The 17978-nt window shown below is 72.6% G+C and carries 21 protein-coding genes; 15 read left to right on the top strand and 6 right to left on the bottom strand.

Annotation, left to right across the window (positions count from 1 at the left end; translation table 11 throughout):
* The first annotated feature begins 12 nt into the window (after positions 1-12).
* Positions 13-663: a hypothetical protein gene (locus ACGRHY_RS06795; protein ID WP_394634495.1), complete on the top strand. Its 651-nt coding sequence runs from the start codon at positions 13-15 to the stop codon at positions 661-663.
* A 145-nt stretch (positions 664-808) separates the two neighbouring features.
* Here ACGRHY_RS06795 and ACGRHY_RS06790 read toward each other — a convergent pair whose 3' ends face one another.
* The 3 genes from ACGRHY_RS06790 to ACGRHY_RS06780 all read right to left on the bottom strand — a co-directional run bounded on the left by ACGRHY_RS06790 (position 809) and on the right by ACGRHY_RS06780 (position 2455).
* The gene (locus tag ACGRHY_RS06790) at positions 809-1336 is read right to left on the bottom strand and encodes a GNAT family N-acetyltransferase (RefSeq protein WP_394634494.1); all 528 of its coding nucleotides are present in this window, start codon (positions 1334-1336) and stop codon (positions 809-811) included.
* 61 nt (positions 1337-1397) lie between these two features.
* Positions 1398-1604 (bottom strand): DUF397 domain-containing protein, encoded by a 207-nt coding sequence (locus ACGRHY_RS06785; protein ID WP_394634493.1) that lies wholly within the window; start codon positions 1602-1604, stop codon positions 1398-1400.
* Complete coding sequence (locus tag ACGRHY_RS06780) at positions 1601-2455, bottom strand: helix-turn-helix domain-containing protein (protein WP_394634492.1); 855 nt, start codon at positions 2453-2455, stop codon at positions 1601-1603. The genes ACGRHY_RS06785 and ACGRHY_RS06780 overlap by 4 nt, the downstream gene beginning before the upstream one ends.
* A 205-nt stretch (positions 2456-2660) precedes the next feature.
* Between ACGRHY_RS06780 and ACGRHY_RS06775 the strand changes: the two genes are divergently transcribed.
* From ACGRHY_RS06775 to ACGRHY_RS06725, 11 genes are all read left to right on the top strand, one after another.
* Entirely contained in the window at positions 2661-2867 is a 207-nt protein-coding gene (locus ACGRHY_RS06775; RefSeq protein WP_394634491.1) for a hypothetical protein, read from the top strand.
* On the top strand, positions 2864-3094 hold the full coding sequence (locus tag ACGRHY_RS06770; protein WP_394634490.1) for a hypothetical protein: 231 nt from the start codon (positions 2864-2866) through the stop codon (positions 3092-3094). The genes ACGRHY_RS06775 and ACGRHY_RS06770 overlap by 4 nt, the downstream gene beginning before the upstream one ends.
* A 157-nt stretch (positions 3095-3251) precedes the next feature.
* Positions 3252-3791 (top strand): helix-turn-helix transcriptional regulator, encoded by a 540-nt coding sequence (locus ACGRHY_RS06765; protein ID WP_394634489.1) that lies wholly within the window; start codon positions 3252-3254, stop codon positions 3789-3791.
* On the top strand, positions 3788-4498 hold the full coding sequence (locus ACGRHY_RS06760; RefSeq protein ID WP_394634488.1) for an ABC transporter ATP-binding protein: 711 nt from the start codon (positions 3788-3790) through the stop codon (positions 4496-4498). The genes ACGRHY_RS06765 and ACGRHY_RS06760 overlap by 4 nt, the downstream gene beginning before the upstream one ends.
* Positions 4495-6060: a hypothetical protein gene (locus ACGRHY_RS06755; protein WP_394634487.1), complete on the top strand. Its 1566-nt coding sequence runs from the start codon at positions 4495-4497 to the stop codon at positions 6058-6060. The genes ACGRHY_RS06760 and ACGRHY_RS06755 overlap by 4 nt, the downstream gene beginning before the upstream one ends.
* Positions 6061-6186: 126 nt before the next feature.
* Entirely contained in the window at positions 6187-7458 is a 1272-nt protein-coding gene (gene dxr, locus ACGRHY_RS06750; protein WP_394634486.1) for a 1-deoxy-D-xylulose-5-phosphate reductoisomerase, read from the top strand.
* Positions 7455-8759 carry a M50 family metallopeptidase gene (locus ACGRHY_RS06745; protein ID WP_394634485.1) on the top strand — a complete coding sequence of 435 codons (1305 nt, stop codon included), beginning with the start codon at positions 7455-7457 and terminating at the stop codon, positions 8757-8759. The genes dxr and ACGRHY_RS06745 overlap by 4 nt, the downstream gene beginning before the upstream one ends.
* Positions 8760-8912: 153 nt before the next feature.
* Positions 8913-10067 (top strand): flavodoxin-dependent (E)-4-hydroxy-3-methylbut-2-enyl-diphosphate synthase, encoded by a 1155-nt coding sequence (gene ispG / locus ACGRHY_RS06740; protein WP_394634484.1) that lies wholly within the window; start codon positions 8913-8915, stop codon positions 10065-10067.
* An 87-nt stretch (positions 10068-10154) separates the two neighbouring features.
* Positions 10155-11000: a GNAT family N-acetyltransferase gene (locus ACGRHY_RS06735; protein WP_394634483.1), complete on the top strand. Its 846-nt coding sequence runs from the start codon at positions 10155-10157 to the stop codon at positions 10998-11000.
* Positions 11001-11114: 114 nt separating this feature from the next.
* Positions 11115-11648: a GNAT family N-acetyltransferase gene (locus ACGRHY_RS06730; RefSeq protein WP_394634482.1), complete on the top strand. Its 534-nt coding sequence runs from the start codon at positions 11115-11117 to the stop codon at positions 11646-11648.
* 170 nt (positions 11649-11818) lie between these two features.
* Positions 11819-13540, top strand: coding sequence for a proline--tRNA ligase (locus ACGRHY_RS06725; protein WP_394634481.1), 1722 nt, complete (start codon positions 11819-11821; stop codon positions 13538-13540).
* Between the two features lie 51 nt (positions 13541-13591).
* Here ACGRHY_RS06725 and ACGRHY_RS06720 read toward each other — a convergent pair whose 3' ends face one another.
* Genes ACGRHY_RS06720 through ACGRHY_RS06710 form a run of 3 tightly spaced genes read right to left on the bottom strand, consistent with a single transcriptional unit; the run spans position 13592 to position 15635 of the window.
* A complete protein-coding gene (locus tag ACGRHY_RS06720; RefSeq protein WP_394634480.1) occupies positions 13592-14503 on the bottom strand; it encodes an aminoglycoside phosphotransferase family protein in 912 nt (303 codons plus the stop codon).
* A gap of 44 nt (positions 14504-14547) precedes the next feature.
* Positions 14548-15081, bottom strand: a complete 534-nt coding sequence (locus ACGRHY_RS06715; RefSeq protein WP_394634479.1) for a ferritin-like domain-containing protein — start codon at positions 15079-15081, stop codon at positions 14548-14550.
* The gene (locus ACGRHY_RS06710; RefSeq protein WP_394634478.1) at positions 15081-15635 is read right to left on the bottom strand and encodes a hypothetical protein; all 555 of its coding nucleotides are present in this window, start codon (positions 15633-15635) and stop codon (positions 15081-15083) included. Before ACGRHY_RS06710 ends, ACGRHY_RS06715 begins: the two co-directional genes overlap by 1 nt.
* Positions 15636-15894: 259 nt before the next feature.
* On the opposite strand from ACGRHY_RS06710, the gene rimP reads away from it, so the two are divergent.
* The 3 genes from rimP to ACGRHY_RS06695 all read left to right on the top strand — a co-directional run bounded on the left by rimP (position 15895) and on the right by ACGRHY_RS06695 (position 17827).
* Positions 15895-16446 carry a ribosome maturation factor RimP gene (gene rimP / locus ACGRHY_RS06705; protein WP_394634477.1) on the top strand — a complete coding sequence of 184 codons (552 nt, stop codon included), beginning with the start codon at positions 15895-15897 and terminating at the stop codon, positions 16444-16446.
* A gap of 2 nt (positions 16447-16448) precedes the next feature.
* The gene (gene nusA / locus ACGRHY_RS06700; RefSeq protein WP_394634476.1) at positions 16449-17474 is read left to right on the top strand and encodes a transcription termination factor NusA; all 1026 of its coding nucleotides are present in this window, start codon (positions 16449-16451) and stop codon (positions 17472-17474) included.
* 74 nt (positions 17475-17548) lie between these two features.
* Entirely contained in the window at positions 17549-17827 is a 279-nt protein-coding gene (locus ACGRHY_RS06695; protein ID WP_394634475.1) for a YlxR family protein, read from the top strand.
* The last annotated feature ends 151 nt before the right edge of the window (positions 17828-17978 follow it).

The following is a 17978-nucleotide window of genomic DNA, read 5'->3' as shown; positions in this document are numbered from 1 at the left end:
CCTGAGCAACCGGTGTTCAAGACCGCGGATGAGGTGGTGGCGGCTCTTGAGCGTGGAGGTGTCGAATGCGTGGTCCTACGGCGAAGGGGAGGTGCTTCCGGCCTCGACTGCGCGGCCGAGATCGATGGTGTGAGGGTCGAGAACGAGGTGCATGTGCTCAACACCGAAGAGTTCACCCGTGATGAGGTGGGGGACTCCATTGCCAGTTGGCGAACACCCCCGCGCCCCCGCACCATCGTCGCCGCCGGCAACTGGTACATCCGCGTGCTGAAGCCCGCATACGCGCCCCAGGTAGCCGAGGCGCTTGACGCCGTTGTCCTTCCGCCGCTGTTCCCGCTGCCCGACATTCCGAAGAAGCCTCGCTACACGGATCTCGACTCGCTCGCGGACGCGCTGGACGCTTCCGTGGGGTGTGAGAGGCGTGAGAGAGAGAAGGACGCGGCGGACGCGATGACGTGCGTGACGCAGCGGTCGGAGGAGCCCTGCGCCTATCTGGAACTGCACGACACGTCCGCCGAGCGTGACGACGCACTGCGCCTGGCCATCAGCGTGCCGGAACTCCCCAGGTTCATCGTCACGGCGGGGAACTGGTCCATCCAGTTCTGCGACAGGTCTCTGGGGCGCGAGGCGGCCGATGATCTGGGGGGAGTCGTCGTCTCCTGAACCGGATCCGCTGTCAGCAGGGCACCCGGCACCCGGGACCCGGGAGCAGGGAGCAGCCGGCCCGCCGCGAACGCATGCGGTCCGGGACGGCGGATCCGCATGGAATCGTGCAGTGCCCAGGAGGAGCTTTCGGCTCTGTGCCTGCTCACACCCGGCCGAACGGCTCGGCGTAGGCGAAGGTGCCGTGCAGGCCGGGGTCGCCGGGGTCGTACGCGGCCAGGGCGCGGACCTGGAAGTACTCGCCCCAGGCCGGGTCGGGCGGGGTGACGCCGTACTCGGTGGAGGTGCGGAAGCCGAAGCGGCGGTAGTAGGCGGGTTCGCCGAGAAGGGCCACCAGCGGTTCGCCGAGGGCGTCGGCGGCGCCGAGTGCGGTGTGTATCAGCGCCGAACCGATGCCGCGCCCCTGGTGGCCGGGGTGGACGCCGATGGGGCCGAGCCCCAGTGCGGGCGCGGCGCCGATGTGCCCCCGGGTGCAGACCACATGGCCGACGACCTCGCCGCCGGGGCCCTCGGCCACCAGCGACAGCGTGGGCAGCCATGCCTCGCAGCCGCGCAGTTCGTCCAGCAGGGTGACCTCCACCGGAACGGGCGTCTGTGACCGGGCGGCGAAGGCCGCACCGGTCACGGCGCGTACGGCGGAAACGTCGGCGGGGCTCTCGCGTCGGATCAGCACCGGGGCAGTCTGCGGCGTCGCCCGGGGCGCGGGCAACGGGATTACGCCCGCCGGTGGGTGGTCAGTTCTCCGCGCGCACCCGCTCCAGGAAGGCCGCCCACGGCGCGGCGCCGAAGGCGAGCGCCGGCCCGGCGGGCTCCTTGGAGTCCCGTACGGCGGTGTGTCCGCCGGGCAGGGCTGCGGCCTCCACGCAGTTTGTGTTGCCGCTGTGCGACGAGGCGGTCCATATGACGCCGAGCGCGGAGGAGTCGGTTATGCGCTTGCTCATGAGCTCTCTTCCTTCAGGTCGCGGATCAGCCGGAGCGAGGCGTCGCGGGACAGCGCGTCGGCGACGATGCGCCGGAAGGCCGCCGAGTACCGCTCCACCTCGGGCCTTTCCTCGATGTACAGGGAGTTCGTCAGGTGCTCCAGCAGCACCACGTCGTGGTCCTGGCTCTCGGGGAAGCTCAGCACCGTGAACGCACCGCTCAACCCGGGATGCGGCCCGGCCGTGGACGACAGCACCTGGAGCGTGACGTTCGGCAGCTCGGACAGGTCCAGGAGTCGCTGTAGCTGGTCTCGCATGACCTGTGGCCGGTCCGTGATCCGTGTGCACAGGGCACTCTCGTTCACCACCGCCCAGATCTCCGGAGGGCTGGACTGGGTGAGTACGGACTGGCGCGCCTGGCGGACCTCCACGAGGCGGTTCACCTCTTCCGGCGCCTCGGTCATGTTGAGGGCGGAGATGATCTCGCGGGCGTAGGCGGCGGTCTGGAGCAGTCCGGGAACGAAGCCGCACTCGTAGGTCTGCACCGCCCTGGCGTCCGACTCCAGGCTGATGAAGTCCGCGTAGACGGGAGTGAGGACGTCGGTGTACCGCTGCCACCAACCACGCTGACCGCCGTCCCGGGCCAGCCGGAGAAGCGCCTGTCTTCTGGGCTCGTCCTGTACACCGTAGAAGTCCAGAAGCGCTTCGACATCGCCCTGCTTCGCGGCGGTGCGCCCTGTCTCGACGCGGGACACCTTGGCGTTGTGCCAGCCGAAGTTCCGGGCGACGGTCTCGGTCGTGTACTTCAGTCCCTCGCGCAGCGAGCGCAGTTCCGCGCCGAGTCGCCTGCGCCTCACCGTGGGACCGCTCATCAGGGCACCCCTCCTTGTCCGTTGACGAGTCTGCCGCATCTATCTGACGGCACGTCGAGACCGACACAGTAGACCAGACGGGACGCAGAGGCATAAGCCATTCATGCAGATCTGCATGAATGGCTTGCGATTCTGCGTGATGCTGCGGGACTCTGAGTGTAGAGCGCTTCAGCTCTCCGTGATCGAACGTCAGGAAGGCATCGCCTTGCACGCAACGCCAAGCAAGAGGGACGCGCGGTACGACCGGGTGTGGGACCGGGTGGCGGTTCCCGTCACCGTCCACGGGGACGACGGCATGTCCGTCGAGACCGAGGTGGTGCTGGAGCCGGGCCGGTTGGAGCTGCACTACGCGCAGCTCGGCCGGCTGATCGAGTGCCGCGACCGGTACGGGCGGACGGGGGAGTGGGCGTGAGCGCCGCGCCGCTGCCGAGGCGGGCCACCTCCGAGACGATGATCGAACTGCCCGCCGACACCCCGGACGACCGCCTCAACGGCCGGGCCTGCGTCCACTGCGGCGCCCGTGCCGCGCCGCTCACCTACATCGGGTGGGCGCGGGTCGCCACCGGGCGGCCCGGCGGGCATCTGTCCTGTCCGGTCAGCACCTGCGCCGACTGCCGGGCGCGGCAGCCGGCGCGGTGACGCGCTACGCGCTCGCGGTGACCGAGACCGTCCTGACGGCGCTCACCGTGCTGTCCGCCTCCGGTGTCGCCTGGCTGCTCGCCTCCGGATGAGCGGCAACAGGCTTGGAGGAGACGCGATTTGACGGCGACTATTCTCTCAGGGAATAGTCGCCGTCATGTCGACCGCAGCCCATGTACTGCTCGCCCTGCTGGCCGCCGGGCCGCAGCACGGCTACGACCTGAAAAAGGCGCACGACCAGCGCTTCCCCAAGGCCAAGCCGATCGCCTTCGGTCAGGTCTACGGCACGCTCGGCAGGCTGGAGCGCGACGGCCTGGTGGAGAAGCGCGGGCAGAGCCGCGAAGGAGGTCCGGACCGAACCGAGTTCGCCCTCACCGACGCCGGACGCGAGAAGCTGCGCGTCTGGCTGGAGGAGATCGAGACCCCGGCCCCGTACGTCACCAGCACACTGCTGGCCAAGGTCGTCGTCGCCCTGCTGGTCAACGGCGTCGAACAAGCCCGCGGCTACCTCGCCGAACAGCGCCGGGCGCACACCGCGCGGCTGCGCGAGCTGACCGCCGTCAAGACCGACCCGAAGTCCTCGCTCGGCGACGTGATCGCCGCGGACTTCGCCATCGCCCATCTCGACGCCGACCTGCGCTGGTTGCACACCACGCTGGACCGCGTCACCGACCTGCACCGGGAGGTGCACCCATGACGCTCCTGCAAGCACGCGGGATCGTGAAGTCCTACGGGCCGACGCCCGCGCTCCGCGGCGTCACCGTGGAACTGGCCGAGGGCGAGATCCTCGCCGTCACCGGACCCAGCGGCTGCGGCAAGTCCACACTGCTGCACTGCCTGTCCGGAATCCTGCGCCCCGACGCGGGCGAGGTACTGTACGGGGGGCAGCGCCTGGACGCCCGCTCGGAGGCCGACCGTTCCCGGATGCGGCGCACCGACTTCGGGGTGCTGTTCCAGTTCGGACAACTCGTCGCCGAACTCACGGCGGCCGAGAACGTCGCCCTGCCGCTGCTGCTGGCCGGCAAGGGGCGGCGCGAGGCGCTTGCCGCCGCGCTGAACTGGCTGGAGCGGCTGGAGGTGGCCGACGTGGCCGACTCCCGGCCCGGCGAGATGTCCGGCGGCCAGCAGCAGCGGTGCGCCGCGGCGCGGGCGCTGGTCACCGAACCGAAGGTGCTCTTCGCCGACGAGCCCACCGGCGCGCTGGACGCGCTGGCCGGGGAGCGCCTGCTGGGGCATCTGACGCGGGTCGCCCAGGAACAGCGCACCAGCGTCGTGCTCGTCACCCATGAGGCGTCCGTGGCCGCCTACGCCGACCGCGAGATCGCCCTGCGGGACGGCGCACCGGACCCGACCGGGCTCGGCATCGAGGGTGGAGTCGACATGTCGATCGGCGGTCGCCGGTGAAGCCCACCGCACTGCTCAGGCTGGCTCTGGCCGGAACACGCACCGACACCCTGCGGGTGGCGCTCACCGCGTTCAGCGCGATGCTCGCAGCCCTGGCGGTCCTCGCCGCGCTGACGGTGCAGGCCATACCCCTCCCCGCCGGTTTCGGCCCGCGAGACGGCAGTGACGCCTGGGCCGACCAGTACACCAGCGCACTCCTGAAGGAACCCGGGCTGCGGCCCGGCGTGGTCGCCGGCCTGCTGCTGCTCACCATCCCCGTACTGGCCCTGGCCGGGCAGTGCGCCCGGCTGGGTGCGCCCTCCCGTGACCGGCGGCTCGCCGCGATCCGGCTGGCCGGCGGCACCCCGCGCCAGACGATGACCGTCGCCGCCGCCGAGACGGGGGTGGCGAGTCTGCTGGGCACCTGCGCCGGACTCGTGGTCTATCTGATCGGGCGCGAGGTGCTGCACAGGCCGGACGCGGAGGGCAGGATTCCACTGCCCACCGACGTGCTGCCGTCCGTCCCGGCCCTGGCCGCCGCCGTACTCGGGCTGCCGCTGCTGGCGGCGCCGGCCGCCGCGGTGATGCTGCGCCGGGTGGTGGTGACCCCGCTCGGAGTCGTCCGGCAGGCGCGGCCGAAGCGGTCGCCGAGGCCGTGGCCCGCCGTCCTGATCGTGCTCGGCGTGGGCGGCTCCCTTGCCTTCGCGGTGATCCGGGAGAACTACGAGGACTCCGGCGATCCGGCCTTCCTCTCTCCGCTGCCGCTCCTGCTGCTCTTCGGGGGCGGGCTCATGGCCGCCCTCGGCGTGGTGCTCGGCGCCGGCTGGATCTCCCATGTCACCGGCCGGGTGCTGCACCGCTTCGCCCGCCGCCCGGCCCCGCTGCTGGCCGCCCGCCGGCTGCTGGCCGATCCCTGGCACGGCAGCCGCACCCTCGCAGCCCTGCTGGTGGCCGTGGTCTTCGGCGCGGGAGCACTGGCCGTACGCGCCTTCTTCGCCACCCTGCTGGAGGCACGGCGGGAGGTCCAGCGCTTCTACGACGAGGCGGCCGGGCGGGAGACGACGGGCGGATACGGCACGGACACCTTCTACCTCGACGCCATGGACGTGGTGGACACGGCCGTCGCCGTGGGCCTGGTGATCGCGGCCGCAGGTCTGCTGGTCACCGTCGCCGAGGCCGTCGTCGCCCGCCGAAGCACCCACGCGGCCCTGGCCGCGGCCGGCGTGCCCCGCTCCGTGCTGGGCCGGGCGCTGGTGTGGCAGACGTTCGCGCCCCTGGTCCCGGCCGTGGCGCTGGCGATGACCGTGGGCGCCCTGATGGGCCGGGGGTACTTCGGCGGTGAGGTGCGGGATGGCGGCGGCCAGGCGCAGACCTGCGACGCGGCCCCCGCCCTGTGCCAGGAGAACTTCGAGAAGTACAGCCACCTCGTCGAGGTGCCCGACATCGTGCGCGCCGTCCCCGTCCCCCTGGGCGACCTCGCCCTCCACGGGCTGGGAGTGCTCGTTCTCGTCGCGGCCGCCACCGGCCTCGGGCTGCTGTTCCTGCGCTCGGGCACCTCGGTGGAGGAGCTGCGCACCGGCTGACGGCCGGGCCTCGCGCCACCCGGCCGGGTACCGGCAGGACACCGGCCGGGTGGCGGCCAGGTGGCTCGGCTCGGCGCGGCGCGACTCGGTGTCCTGGCCGTCTCGCGGACCGGACACAATAGGGGGATGACCGACAGTCCCGCTCCTCTCGCAGACCCGCATCTGCGCCACCCGGCCGACACCCTCACCGGGGGCGGCCCGCGCGACATCGTGATCCTGGGCTCCACCGGATCGATCGGCACCCAGGCCGTCGACGTGGTGCTGGCCAACCCCGACCGCTTCCGGGTGACCGCGCTGTCCGCCGCGGGCGGCCGGGTGGAGCTGCTGGCGGAGCAGGCCCACCGGCTGAAGGTCCGCACCGTCGCGGTCTCCGACCCGAGCCGGGCCGGCGAGCTGCGCGAGGCGCTGCGCGCCCGCTACGGCTCCGCCGAGCCGCTGCCCGAGGTGCTGGCCGGGCCGGACGCGGCCACCGAACTGGCCGCGTCCGAGTGCCACACCGTCCTCAACGGCATCACCGGCTCCATCGGCCTGCGTCCCACCCTGGCAGCCCTCAAGGCCGGCCGCGCGCTGGCCCTGGCCAACAAGGAGTCCCTGATCGTCGGCGGCCCGCTGGTGAAGGCGCTGGCCGGGCCCGGCCGGATCATCCCCGTCGACTCCGAGCACTCCGCGCTGTTCCAGGCGCTGATGAGCGGCACCCGCGCCGAGGTCCGCAAGCTGCTGGTGACCGCCTCCGGCGGCCCCTTCCGGGGACGCACCCGCGAGGAACTGGAGCACGTCACCCCCCAGGACGCCCTGGCCCATCCCACCTGGGCGATGGGCCCGGTGATCACGGTCAACTCCGCGACCCTGGTCAACAAGGGCCTGGAGGTCATCGAGGCACACCTGCTGTACGACATCCCCTTCGACCGCATCGAGGTCGTCGTCCACCCGCAGTCCTACATCCACTCGATGGTGGAATTCATGGACGGCTCCACCATCGCCCAGTGCGGCCCGCCCGACATGCGGTTGCCCATCGCGCTCGGTATCGGCTGGCCGCACCGGGTGCCCGACGCCGGACCCGTCTTCGACTGGTCCAAGGCGATGAGCTGGGAGTTCTTCCCGCTGGACGAGAAGGCCTTCCCGTCCGTGGCGCTGGCCTGCCACGTCGGGGCCCTGGGAGGCACCGCACCGGCGGTGTTCAACGCCGCCAACGAGGAGTGCGTCGAGGCGTTCCTGTCCGGCGGGCTGCCCTTCAACGGCATAGTGGATACCGTCGCCGCGGTGGTCGAGGAACACGGCACCCCCAGGGGAGGCGATCTGACCCTGGACGAGGTGCTCGACGCCGAGACCTGGGCGCGCGCCCGCGCCCGCGAACTGGCGGCACACATGACACGACCGACAGCGGAGGCACGCGCATGACGACGGTGATGACCATCCTCGGCATAGTCGTCTTCGTCGTCGGCCTGCTGTTCTCCATCGCCTGGCACGAACTGGGCCACCTGTCCACGGCCAAGATGTTCGGCGTCCGCGTGCCGCAGTACATGGTCGGATTCGGCCCCACCCTGTGGTCGCGGAAGAGGGGCGAGACCGAGTACGGCGTCAAGGCGATCCCGCTCGGCGGCTACATCCGCATGATCGGCATGTTCCCGCCCGGTGACGACGGCGTCGTCCGGCAGCGCTCCACCTCCCCCTTCCGGGGGATGATCGAGGACGCCCGCGCGGCGGCCTACGAGGAGCTCCAGCCGGGCGACGAGAAGCGGATGTTCTACACGCGCAAGCCCTGGAAGCGCGTGATCGTGATGTTCGCCGGCCCGTTCATGAATCTGGTGCTGGCCGTGGCGATCTTCCTCGGCACGCTGATGACCTTCGGCATCAACACCACGACCACCACCGTCTCCTCCGTCTCCGAGTGCGTGGTCAGGGTCTCCGAGCGCACCGACACCTGCCCGAAGGACGCCCCCGACTCCCCGGCCAAGACCGCCGGCCTGAAGCCCGGCGACACCATCGTCGCCTTCAACGGGGCCGAGGTCGCCGAGTGGGGCGACCTCCAGCAGCGCATCCGCGACACCATCGGACCGGCCACCATCACCGTCGAGCGCGACGGCGAGCGCGAGGTGCTCCAGGCGGATCTGGTGAGGAACCAGGTCGCCAAGTCCGACGGGCGCGGCGGCTACGTCGAGGGCGAGTACGTCACCACCGGATTCCTCGGCTTCTCCCCGGCCACCGGCGTGGTCGAGCAGTCCTTCCCGCAGGCCGTCGACCGCATGGGCGACATGATGGTCGCCGGCGCCGAGGCACTGACCCGCCTGCCGGAGAAGATCCCCGGCCTGTGGAACGCGGCCTTCGCCGGTGCCGAGCGCGAACAGGACTCCCCGATGGGCGTGGTCGGCGCGGCCCGCGTCAGCGGGGAGATCTTCGCCCTGGAGATCCCGGCGGAGCAGCGGGTGGCGATCACCCTCCTCACCCTCGCCCTGTTCAACCTCTCCCTGTTCCTGTTCAACATGCTGCCGCTGCTGCCGCTGGACGGCGGCCACATCGCGGGAGCCCTGTGGGAGTCGCTGCGCCGGGGCCTGGCCAGGGTGCTGCGCCGTCCCGACCCCGGCCCGTTCGACGTGGCGAAGATGATGCCGGTGGCGTACGTGGTGGCGGGTGTCTTCGTCTGCTTCACGCTGCTGGTGCTCATCGCGGACGTGGTCAACCCCGTACGCCTGACCGGCTGACGCCCGGTGCGGGGCCGCGGGCGCGCGCCCGCGGCCCCGCACCGCGTACGGCGGACCACGGTGTGCCCCGGGCCCCGGGCGTACCGTAATCTCGGAGGCCGGAGCCCGCCGCCGAACGGGGCACTGAACCACAGCTTGGGGTTGCACACCACAATGACAGCCATTTCGCTCGGAATGCCGTCCGTACCGACCAAACTGGCCGACAGACGGGTCAGCCGGAAGATCCAGGTCGGCTCGGTGGCCGTCGGAGGCGACGCCCCGGTCTCCGTGCAGTCGATGACCACCACCGTCACCGCCGACATCGGCGCCACACTCCAGCAGATCGCCGAGCTGACCGCGTCGGGCTGCGAGATCGTCCGCGTGGCCTGCCCGTCCCAGGACGACGCCGAGGCGTTGCCGGTCATCGCGAAGAAGTCCCAGATCCCGGTGATCGCGGACATCCACTTCCAGCCCAAGTACGTCTTCGCCGCCATCGACGCCGGCTGCGCGGCCGTGCGCGTCAACCCGGGCAACATCCGGCAGTTCGACGACAAGGTCAAGGAGATCGCCAGGGCGGCCTCCGACGCCGGCGTCCCCATCCGCATCGGTGTCAACGCCGGCTCCCTGGACAAGCGGCTGCTGGCCAAGTACGGCAAGGCCACCCCCGAGGCGCTGGTGGAGTCCGCGCTGTGGGAGTGCTCGCTGTTCGAGGAGCACGGCTTCCGCGACATCAAGATCTCGGTCAAGCACAACGACCCGGTCGTGATGGTCAACGCCTACCGGCAGCTCGCGGCGCGGTGCGACTACCCCCTCCACCTGGGCGTCACCGAGGCCGGACCGGCCTTCCAGGGCACCATCAAGTCGGCCGTCGCCTTCGGCGCCCTGCTGAGCGAGGGCATCGGCGACACCATCCGCGTCTCGCTGTCCGCGCCGCCGGTGGAGGAGATCAAGGTCGGCATCCAGATCCTGGAATCCCTCGGTCTGCGCCGGCGCCGGCTGGAGATCGTCTCCTGCCCCTCCTGCGGCCGGGCCCAGGTGGACGTCTACAAGCTCGCCGACGAGGTCACCGCCGGACTTGAGGGCATGGAGGTGCCGCTGCGGGTGGCCGTCATGGGCTGTGTCGTCAACGGGCCCGGCGAGGCCCGCGAGGCCGACCTCGGCGTCGCCTCCGGCAACGGCAAGGGCCAGATCTTCGTCAAGGGCGAGGTCATCAGGACCGTACCCGAGTCGAAGATCGTCGAGACCCTCATCGACGAGGCCATGAAGATCGCCGAGCAGATGGAGAAGGAGGGCGTGATCTCCGGTGAGCCGGAGGTCTCCGTGAGCTGACCGACCGGCCTGCGCCGCCCACCACGGCCCGGGGGTAAAGTCGGAAGACGCTCCCCGCCACCACGGCCGCACGGTGAGGCATCCCACGTGTTGACGACCACCACCACCCGCGTCGTCGAGCCCCACGAGCTCGACGACGCCCTCACGGTGCTCGACCGCGAGCCGGTCAACAACGCCTTCGTCGCAGCCCGCGTCCGGGTCTCGGGCCTGGACCCGTGGCGGCTGGGCGGCGAGATGTGGGGCTGGTACCACCGCGGGCGGCTGGAGTCACTGTGCTACGCGGGCGCCAACCTCGTCCCCGTCTGCGCGGGACGGGAGGCGGTGCGCGCCTTCGCCGATCGGGCACGCCGCCAGGGGCGGCGCTGCTCGTCCGTCGTCGGCCCGGCCGGGCCCACCGCCGCTCTGTGGGCCCGGCTTGAGCCGCACTGGGGACCGGCCCGCGAGGTCCGCCGCCACCAGCCGTTGATGGTCGCCGACCGCATGCCGGCCGGGATACGCCCCGACCCGTATGTGCGGCGCGTCCGCAAGGACGAGATGGACGTGCTGATGCCCGCCTGCGTGGCGATGTTCACCGAGGAGGTCGGCGTCTCACCGCTGGCCGGGGACGGCGGGCTGATCTACCAGGCCCGCGTCGCCGAACTGGTCGGTGCCGGAAGGTCGTTCGCCCGCATCGAGGACGGCCGCGTGGTCTTCAAGGCCGAGATCGGCGCCGTCACACCGCGGGCGTGCCAGATCCAGGGCGTGTGGGTCGCGCCCGAACACCGCGGCCGGGGCCTGTCCGTCGCCGGCATGGCGGCGGTGCTGCGCTACGCGCTGACCGAGGTCTCCCCGGTCGTCAGCCTCTACGTCAACGACTACAACACCGCGGCCCGCGCCGCCTACCGCCGGGTCGGCTTCCGCGAGGCCGGGGCGTTCATGAGCGTGCTCTTCTGAACGGTCCCGGGCGGTCTCGCCCGGAGCCGGGCGGCACCGGACGATCCCGAACGGGCCGGTGCCCGCGCGGGTGTTCGCCGGAGCGCGCCGATCCCTCCAGTAGGGTCGGACAGCATGGAAGACGCCCAGGTCGGTCCCCTGGACCTCGCAGCCCGCGTGGACGAGGCACTCGCCGTACAGGCGATCGCCTTCGGACTGACCGACGACGAGGTGGAGGTGCGCCGCCACATCGTGCTGCGGCACGCCGCCTTCCCCGGAGTCCGGGCGCTGGGCGTCACCACACCACTGGGGCGGCTGGTCGGCTTCGTCTACGGGATGCCCAACGACCGCACGCAGTGGTGGTCCACGGTCGTCGAGCCGTACCTGCGGCGCAACGGTAACGCCGGGTGGCTGGACGACGCGTTCGTCATCACCGAGCTGCACGTCCACCCGGCGTACCAGAAGCACGGAATCGGCCGGGAGCTGATCACCACGATCACCGACGCCGCCGCCGAACCACGCTCGATCCTCTCCGCGATCGACACCGAGAGCCCGGCCCGCGCCCTCTACCGCTCGCTGGGCTACCGGGACCTGGCACGCCATGTGCTGTTCCCCAGTGCCGGGAGTCCGTACGCGGTGATGGGCGCGCCACTGCCGCTGCGGCGGTGAGGCGGGTCCGGCCGGGATCCGGGGCGACCTCCGGGAGGCGGAGCCCGGTGCCGGGAGGTCAGTACGCGGTGACGGGTGCGCCGCTGCCGCCGCGGCGCCGGTAGTCTCCTGGACGGGCCGCACCACCGGTGCGGCTCCGGAAACCGACCCACCGCACGCAGGAGAAACCCATGGCAGCCCGTGTCCAGCGCATGTCCCGGCTCATGCTGAAGACGCTGCGCGAGGACCCGGCCGACGCCGAGACCATCAGCCACAGGCTTCTGGTCCGCGCCGGCTACGTACGCCGCACCGCCGCCGGGATCTGGGCCTGGCTGCCGCTGGGCAAGCAGGTCCTGGAGAACGTCACCCGGATCGTGCGCGAGGAGATGGACGCCATCGGCGCCCAGGAGGTGCTGCTCCCGGCCCTGCTGCCCAGGGAGCCCTACGAGGCCTCGGGCCGCTGGGAGGAGTACGGCGACCTGCTGTTCCGGCTCAAGGACCGCAAGGGCGCCGACTACCTGCTCGGGCCCACCCACGAGGAGATCTTCACCCAGGTCGTCAAGGACCAGTGCACGTCCTACAAGGACCTGCCGGTGATGCTCTACCAGATTCAGACCAAGTACCGCGACGAGGCCCGCCCTCGCTCGGGCGTCCTGCGCGGCCGGGAGTTCCTGATGAAGGACTCCTACTCCTTCGACACCACCGACGAGGAACTGGCCGAGTCCTACCGGCTGCACCGCGAGGCGTACGTGCGGATCTTCACCCGGCTCGGCCTGGACCACCGGGTCGTCTCCGCCGTCTCGGGCGCGATGGGCGGCTCGGCCTCCGAGGAGTTCCTCGCCCCGGCCGCCGCCGGCGAGGACACCTTCGCCGACTGCCCGGCCTGCGACTACGCGGCCAACACCGAGGCCGTCACCTTCCCGCTGAAGCCGGCCGACCCCATGGGCCGCCCGCCCGTCGAGGAACTGGACACCCCCGACACCCCCACCATCGAGACCCTCGCCGACCACCTGGGCGTGCCCGCCTCCGCCACCCTGAAGAACCTGCTGGTCAAGGTGGACGGGGAGATCTGGGCCGTGGGCGTGCCCGGCGACCGCGAGGTGGACCTCGGCAAGCTCACCGAGCACCTGGCGCCCGCCACCGTGGAACTGGTCACCGCCGAGGACTTCACCGGCCGCCCCGCCCTGGTGCGCGGCTACGTCGGCCCGCAGGGGCTGGCCGGCACCGCCTTCCGCTACGTCGCCGACCCGCGCGTGGCCCCCGGCACTTCCTGGATCACCGGGGCCAACAAGCCCGACACCCACGCCCGCAACGTGGTGTGCGGCCGCGACTTCGAGGTCGACGAGTACCTGGACGTGGTCACCGTCGAGGGCGGCGACCCCTGCCCGTCCTGCGGCGAGGGGCTGAAGCTGGACCGGGCCATCGAGATCGGCCACATCTTCCAGCTCGGCCGCAAGTACACCGATGCCTTCTCCCTGGACGTGCTCGGCCGCGAGGGCAAGCCCGTCCGCGTCACCATGGGCTCCTACGGCATCGGCGTCTCGCGCGCGGTGGCCGCGCTCGCCGAGCAGACGGCCGACGGCCAGGGCCTGTGCTGGCCGCGCGAGGTCGCCCCGGCCGACGTCCACATCGTCGCCGCCGGCAAGGGAGCCCAGATCGAACTGGCCCTGGAACTGGCCGAGAGGCTGGCCGGGGCCGGGGTGCGCACCCTGGTGGACGACCGTACGGGCGTCTCGCCCGGCGTGAAGTTCACCGACGCGGAGCTGATCGGCGTGCCGGAGATCCTGGTGGTGGGCCGGGGCGCGGCCAAGGGTCTGGTGGAACTGAAGGACCGGCGCACCGGCGAGCGCGAGGAGGTCCCGGTGGACGAGGCGGTGGAGCGGCTGGCCCGCTCGGCCGGCGAATCCGCCTGAGCCGTCGCGGCGGTTCCCGCCGCGGGCCCGGGCGGGGCCCGCGGCCGGGGCTCACAGCCAGCCGGCGAACTCCAGCAGTGCCTCGCCGTCGGCGCGGTCGCCGACGGCGATGTGCCGCGCGCCCGACTCCACCGCCCGGTACAGGCTCCAGCCGCGCAGCCGGTCGCGGTCCACCTCCAGGGAGTTCGCGAGCTTGGCCACCCGGCGCCGGGCGATCGCGGGGGCGCCGGAGCCGGCGGCCAGGTCGTGCAGCCGGTCGCGGACCAGCCGGGCCAGGTCGTACGCCCGCTCGCCCACCAGCGGATCGGGGCCGGCCACCAGCCAGTGCGCCCGCCCCGGACCCGCCGACAGCACCGCGCCCTGCCGGAAGTCGCCGTGCAGCAGTACGTGTTCGGGAGTGTCGGCGAGCAGTCCGGAGCGCAGCGCCAGAGCCTCGTCGGCCAGCGGGCGGGCCTCCTCCGGCACATGCGCGCGGATGCCCTCCACCGCCCGGCCGGTGTACTCCTCAACGGTGGTGAAGGGGTGCCCGCCGGCCGGCGCGCCGGGGAGCGCGGGGGGGACCCACAGCCGGTGCAGCGCCGAGACCGCCTCCAGGGTGGCCTTCGCGTCCGGCAGCGAGCGCAGCGACACGTCCGCGTGCAGCCGCTCCAGCAGCAGCGCGCCTTCCTCGGGTGCGGCGTCCAGCAGCCGTACCGCGCCGTGCCCCTCCCACCGGGCCAGCGCCGCCGCCTCGTCCGCCGCGCCGACGGCGCGCAGCTTCAGCGCGGCCGGTGAGCCGTCGGCCCGGCAGACCAGGACGACCAGGCTGCCGCGTCCGCCGGGGGAGACCACCCGCTCGGCCGTCAGCCCCCAGCGCGCCAGCGACGCCTGCAGCAGGCCGGGCAGCCGTGCCAGCCAGGGGGAGTCCGCGCCCAGGGAGCGCACCAGCCGCTGCGGGGGTTCGACGTGCGGAGCCGATGTCATGCCCGGGCGTCCCTTTCGTCGTCGGCGTTGCGCGGAGGAGCCCCTCAGAGGGACTCCGGGCTCGCCGGCGCGGCGCGCTCGGCGAGCCCTGGGAAGGGTACGCCCGTGCCGCGCCAGCGCGCCGCGCGGACCGCGGCCTCCCGCAGCGCGGCGGCCGCCTCCCGCCGCAGCCCGTCCTCGCCGGCCCGGACCAGGTCGGCGTAGACGGCGGCCACCCGTTCCTCCAGCTCGGCGGCGAGCCGCACCGCCGCGGCGCCGTCCGGGACCGGGAAGGGCAGGGAGTAGCCCGCCGCGGCGGGCTCGGGAGTACCGCCCATCCGCCGTACCGCGCGGCGCAGGGCGTCACGGCGCGCGCGGTGGGCGTCGTGGGCCTCCCGCGCCTGCGTGCGCCGGTCCGCGGCGATCCGCCCGCCCACGACGCCGTAGCCGTAGACGGCGGCGTGCTCGGCGGAGAGCGCGGCCTGCAGCGCGGTCAGCGCGGGGTCGTCCTTCCCGCCGGGGGAAGAGGACGCGGGGGAGCCCGGAGAGGCGGCCGTGGCCGCCGCCGGAATCGCCGCCTGGTTCGTCGCCTGGTTCATCACTCGCCGTCCGTGAGCAGATAGACGTGGACCGCCCCGGCCGCCGCGACGGAAGCGAGCAGCCGGGCGAGCTCGGGCGGGGCACCGTCGAGGGCACGGGCGAGGGCGGTGGCGGCGGCGCGTTCGGCGTTCACGAGGGCGGCCAGCGCGCGTTCGGGATCGGCGGGCACGCCCGCCCCGGCGCCCCGGGAGGCCTCCGGGGCCGGAGAGCCGCCGGTGCTTGCGGAGGCCTTCGGGTCGCCGGAGGGCTTCGGCCCCCCGGAACCGCCGGGCTCCGTCCCGCCGAAGGCCCGCACATGCCGTGCCACGTCCGCCCGCAGCGGCTCCAGCCGCCCGGCCAGGTCCGGGTGCGCGGCGAGGGTGCGGTCGTAGCGGGCCAGCAGCGCGGCGCTGCCGCGTGCGGCGGCGCCGCGCAGCCGCACGCCCGCGGAGGCGAGCCTGCGCTCGGCGGCGGTCTGCTTCTCCTGCGAGCATCCGGTCAGCAGCAGCGCGGCGGCGCCCGCCGCACCGGTGCCCAGCAGGCTCCGCCGGCGGGGACGCGGGTCGATCGGCACGGGCGCTCCCAGGGGAGGTGGTTCGGCGGTGCGGGGGGGACGGGCGGCGATCACCGCGGATGTGAGCGTACCCGTGTTCGTACCGTCCCTCTCGGCGGGGCACCACCGCGCCCCGCGCATGCCCCGTGCGGGGGACGGCCGCCCGGCGCAGCACCCCCGGCCGTCTGGTCGGCGCAGCCCTCGGCAGGCGATAGGCTTGACCCCCGTACCCAGGACTGGACGTTCCCACAACAGCACACGCGGCCGAGGAGTCACCCGGATGAGCACCACCCAGAGCGAGAGGCTGCGAGGACTGCTGGAGCCTCTCGTCACCGCGAAGGGGCTGGATCTCGAGGAGATCACCGTGACCCCGGCCGGAAGACGGCGGGTGCTGCGCGTGGTGGTGGACTCCGACGGGGGCGTGCGGCTCGACACCTGCGCGGAGCTGAGCCGCGAGGCCTCCGATGCGCTGGACGAGACCGACGTGATGGGCGGCGCCCCGTACGTCCTGGAGGTCACCTCACCCGGCACCGACCGCCCGCTGACCGAGCCGCGGCACTACCGCCGCGCCGTCGGCAGGCTGGTCAGGGCGCAGCTGACGGAGGAGGCGGGCGGCGGCGAGCTGGTCGCCCGCGTCGGTGCGGCGGACGAGGACGGCGTGGACGTGGAGGTGCCCGGCGTCAAGGGACGCAGGGCCACCGCCCGCCGGCTCGCCTACACCGAGATCGCCAGGGCCCGGGTGGAGATCGAGTTCAACCGCAAGGCCGCCGAGAAGGCCGAGAAGGCGCGTCAGGCTGCGGCCTCTGACGAAGAGAGCCAGGAGGAGGCGTAGCCGTGGACATCGACATGAGTGCCCTGCGGGGTCTGGTGAGGGAGAAGGAGATCTCCTTCGACCTGTTGGTCGAGGCGATCGAGGCCGCTCTCCTCATCGCGTACCACCGCACCGAGGGAAGCCGCCGCCAGGCCCGTGTGGAGCTGGACCGCTCCACCGGACATGTGACCGTGTGGGCCAGGGAGGACCCCGCCGACCTGCCCGAGGGCGCCGAGCCGCGCGAGTTCGACGACACCCCCTCCGGGTTCGGCCGGATCGCCGCGACCACCGCCAAGCAGGTCATCCTGCAGCGTCTGCGGGACGCCGAGGAGGAGGTCACCCTCGGCGAGTACGCCGGGCGCGAGGGCGACATCGTCGCGGGAGTCGTCCAGCAGGGGAAGGATCCGCGCAGCGTCCTTGTTGACATCGGCAGGCTCGAGGCGATCCTGCCCCCGCAGGAGCAGGTGCCCGGTGAGGACTACTCGCACGGCACCCGGCTGCGCACCTATGTCGTGCGGGTCGCCAAGGGCGTACGCGGCCCGTCGGTGACTCTCTCGCGCACCCACCCCAACCTGGTGAAGAAACTCTTCGCCCTGGAGGTGCCCGAGATCGCGGACGGCTCGGTGGAGATCGCGGCCATCGCGCGCGAGGCCGGGCACCGCACCAAGATCGCGGTACGGTCCACCCGTGCGGGCCTGAACGCCAAGGGCGCGTGCATCGGCCCGATGGGCGGCCGGGTGCGCAACGTGATGGCCGAGCTGCAGGGTGAGAAGATCGACATCGTGGACTGGTCGGACGACCCGGCCGAGATGGTGGCCAACGCGCTCTCGCCCGCCCGGGTGAGCAGGGTGGACGTCGTGGACGCCGCGGCCCGGTCGGCCAGGGTCACCGTGCCCGACTACCAGCTGTCGCTGGCGATCGGGAAGGAAGGGCAGAACGCCCGGCTCGCCGCCCGGCTCACCGGCTGGCGGATCGACATCCGCCCGGATGTCGAGCAGAGCGGAGAGCGCGATGGGGAGCACCGGGAGAGCGGCGCGGAGAGGGACTGAGAGGCCTGTCACCGTTCGTACCCCTCCGGCGACCCCGCCAACGGCGCAATCGGCGCGGGGAGGTAGACTGAAGAGTGGCTGACCGGACGCGTGCCCGCGCATGCCCTGAACGCACCTGTGTGGGTTGTCGGGAGCGGTCGGGCAAGGGCGATCTGCTGCGTGTGGTGCTGGTCGGGAACAGATGCGTTCCGGACCATCGCGGTACGCTGCCCGGCCGGGGTGCTTATCTGCACCTCGCACCGACCTGTGTCGACCTGGCGGTCCGCCGCCGGGCGTTCCAGCGGGCCTTCCGGGCCGGCGGACCGCTCGATACCGCGGAACTGTTGCAGGCAGTACCGCGGGCAACACCGTAAGACGGCAAGCACGCACGACGCCCGTACGGCATCCCGCCGTGCGGGAGAGGTACCTCGCGAGTTGGAAGTAGGTCGAGATTGCGATGAGCACTCGATGAGTACGCGATGAGTACGCCCATGCAGTAGCGAAGGTCCGGCGGACGAATCCCCC

The organism is Streptomyces shinuiensis (genome assembly GCF_043660855.1).
GTDB lineage: Bacteria > Actinomycetota > Actinomycetes > Streptomycetales > Streptomycetaceae > Streptomyces.
This window is presented reverse-complemented; position numbering and strand designations above follow the sequence as displayed.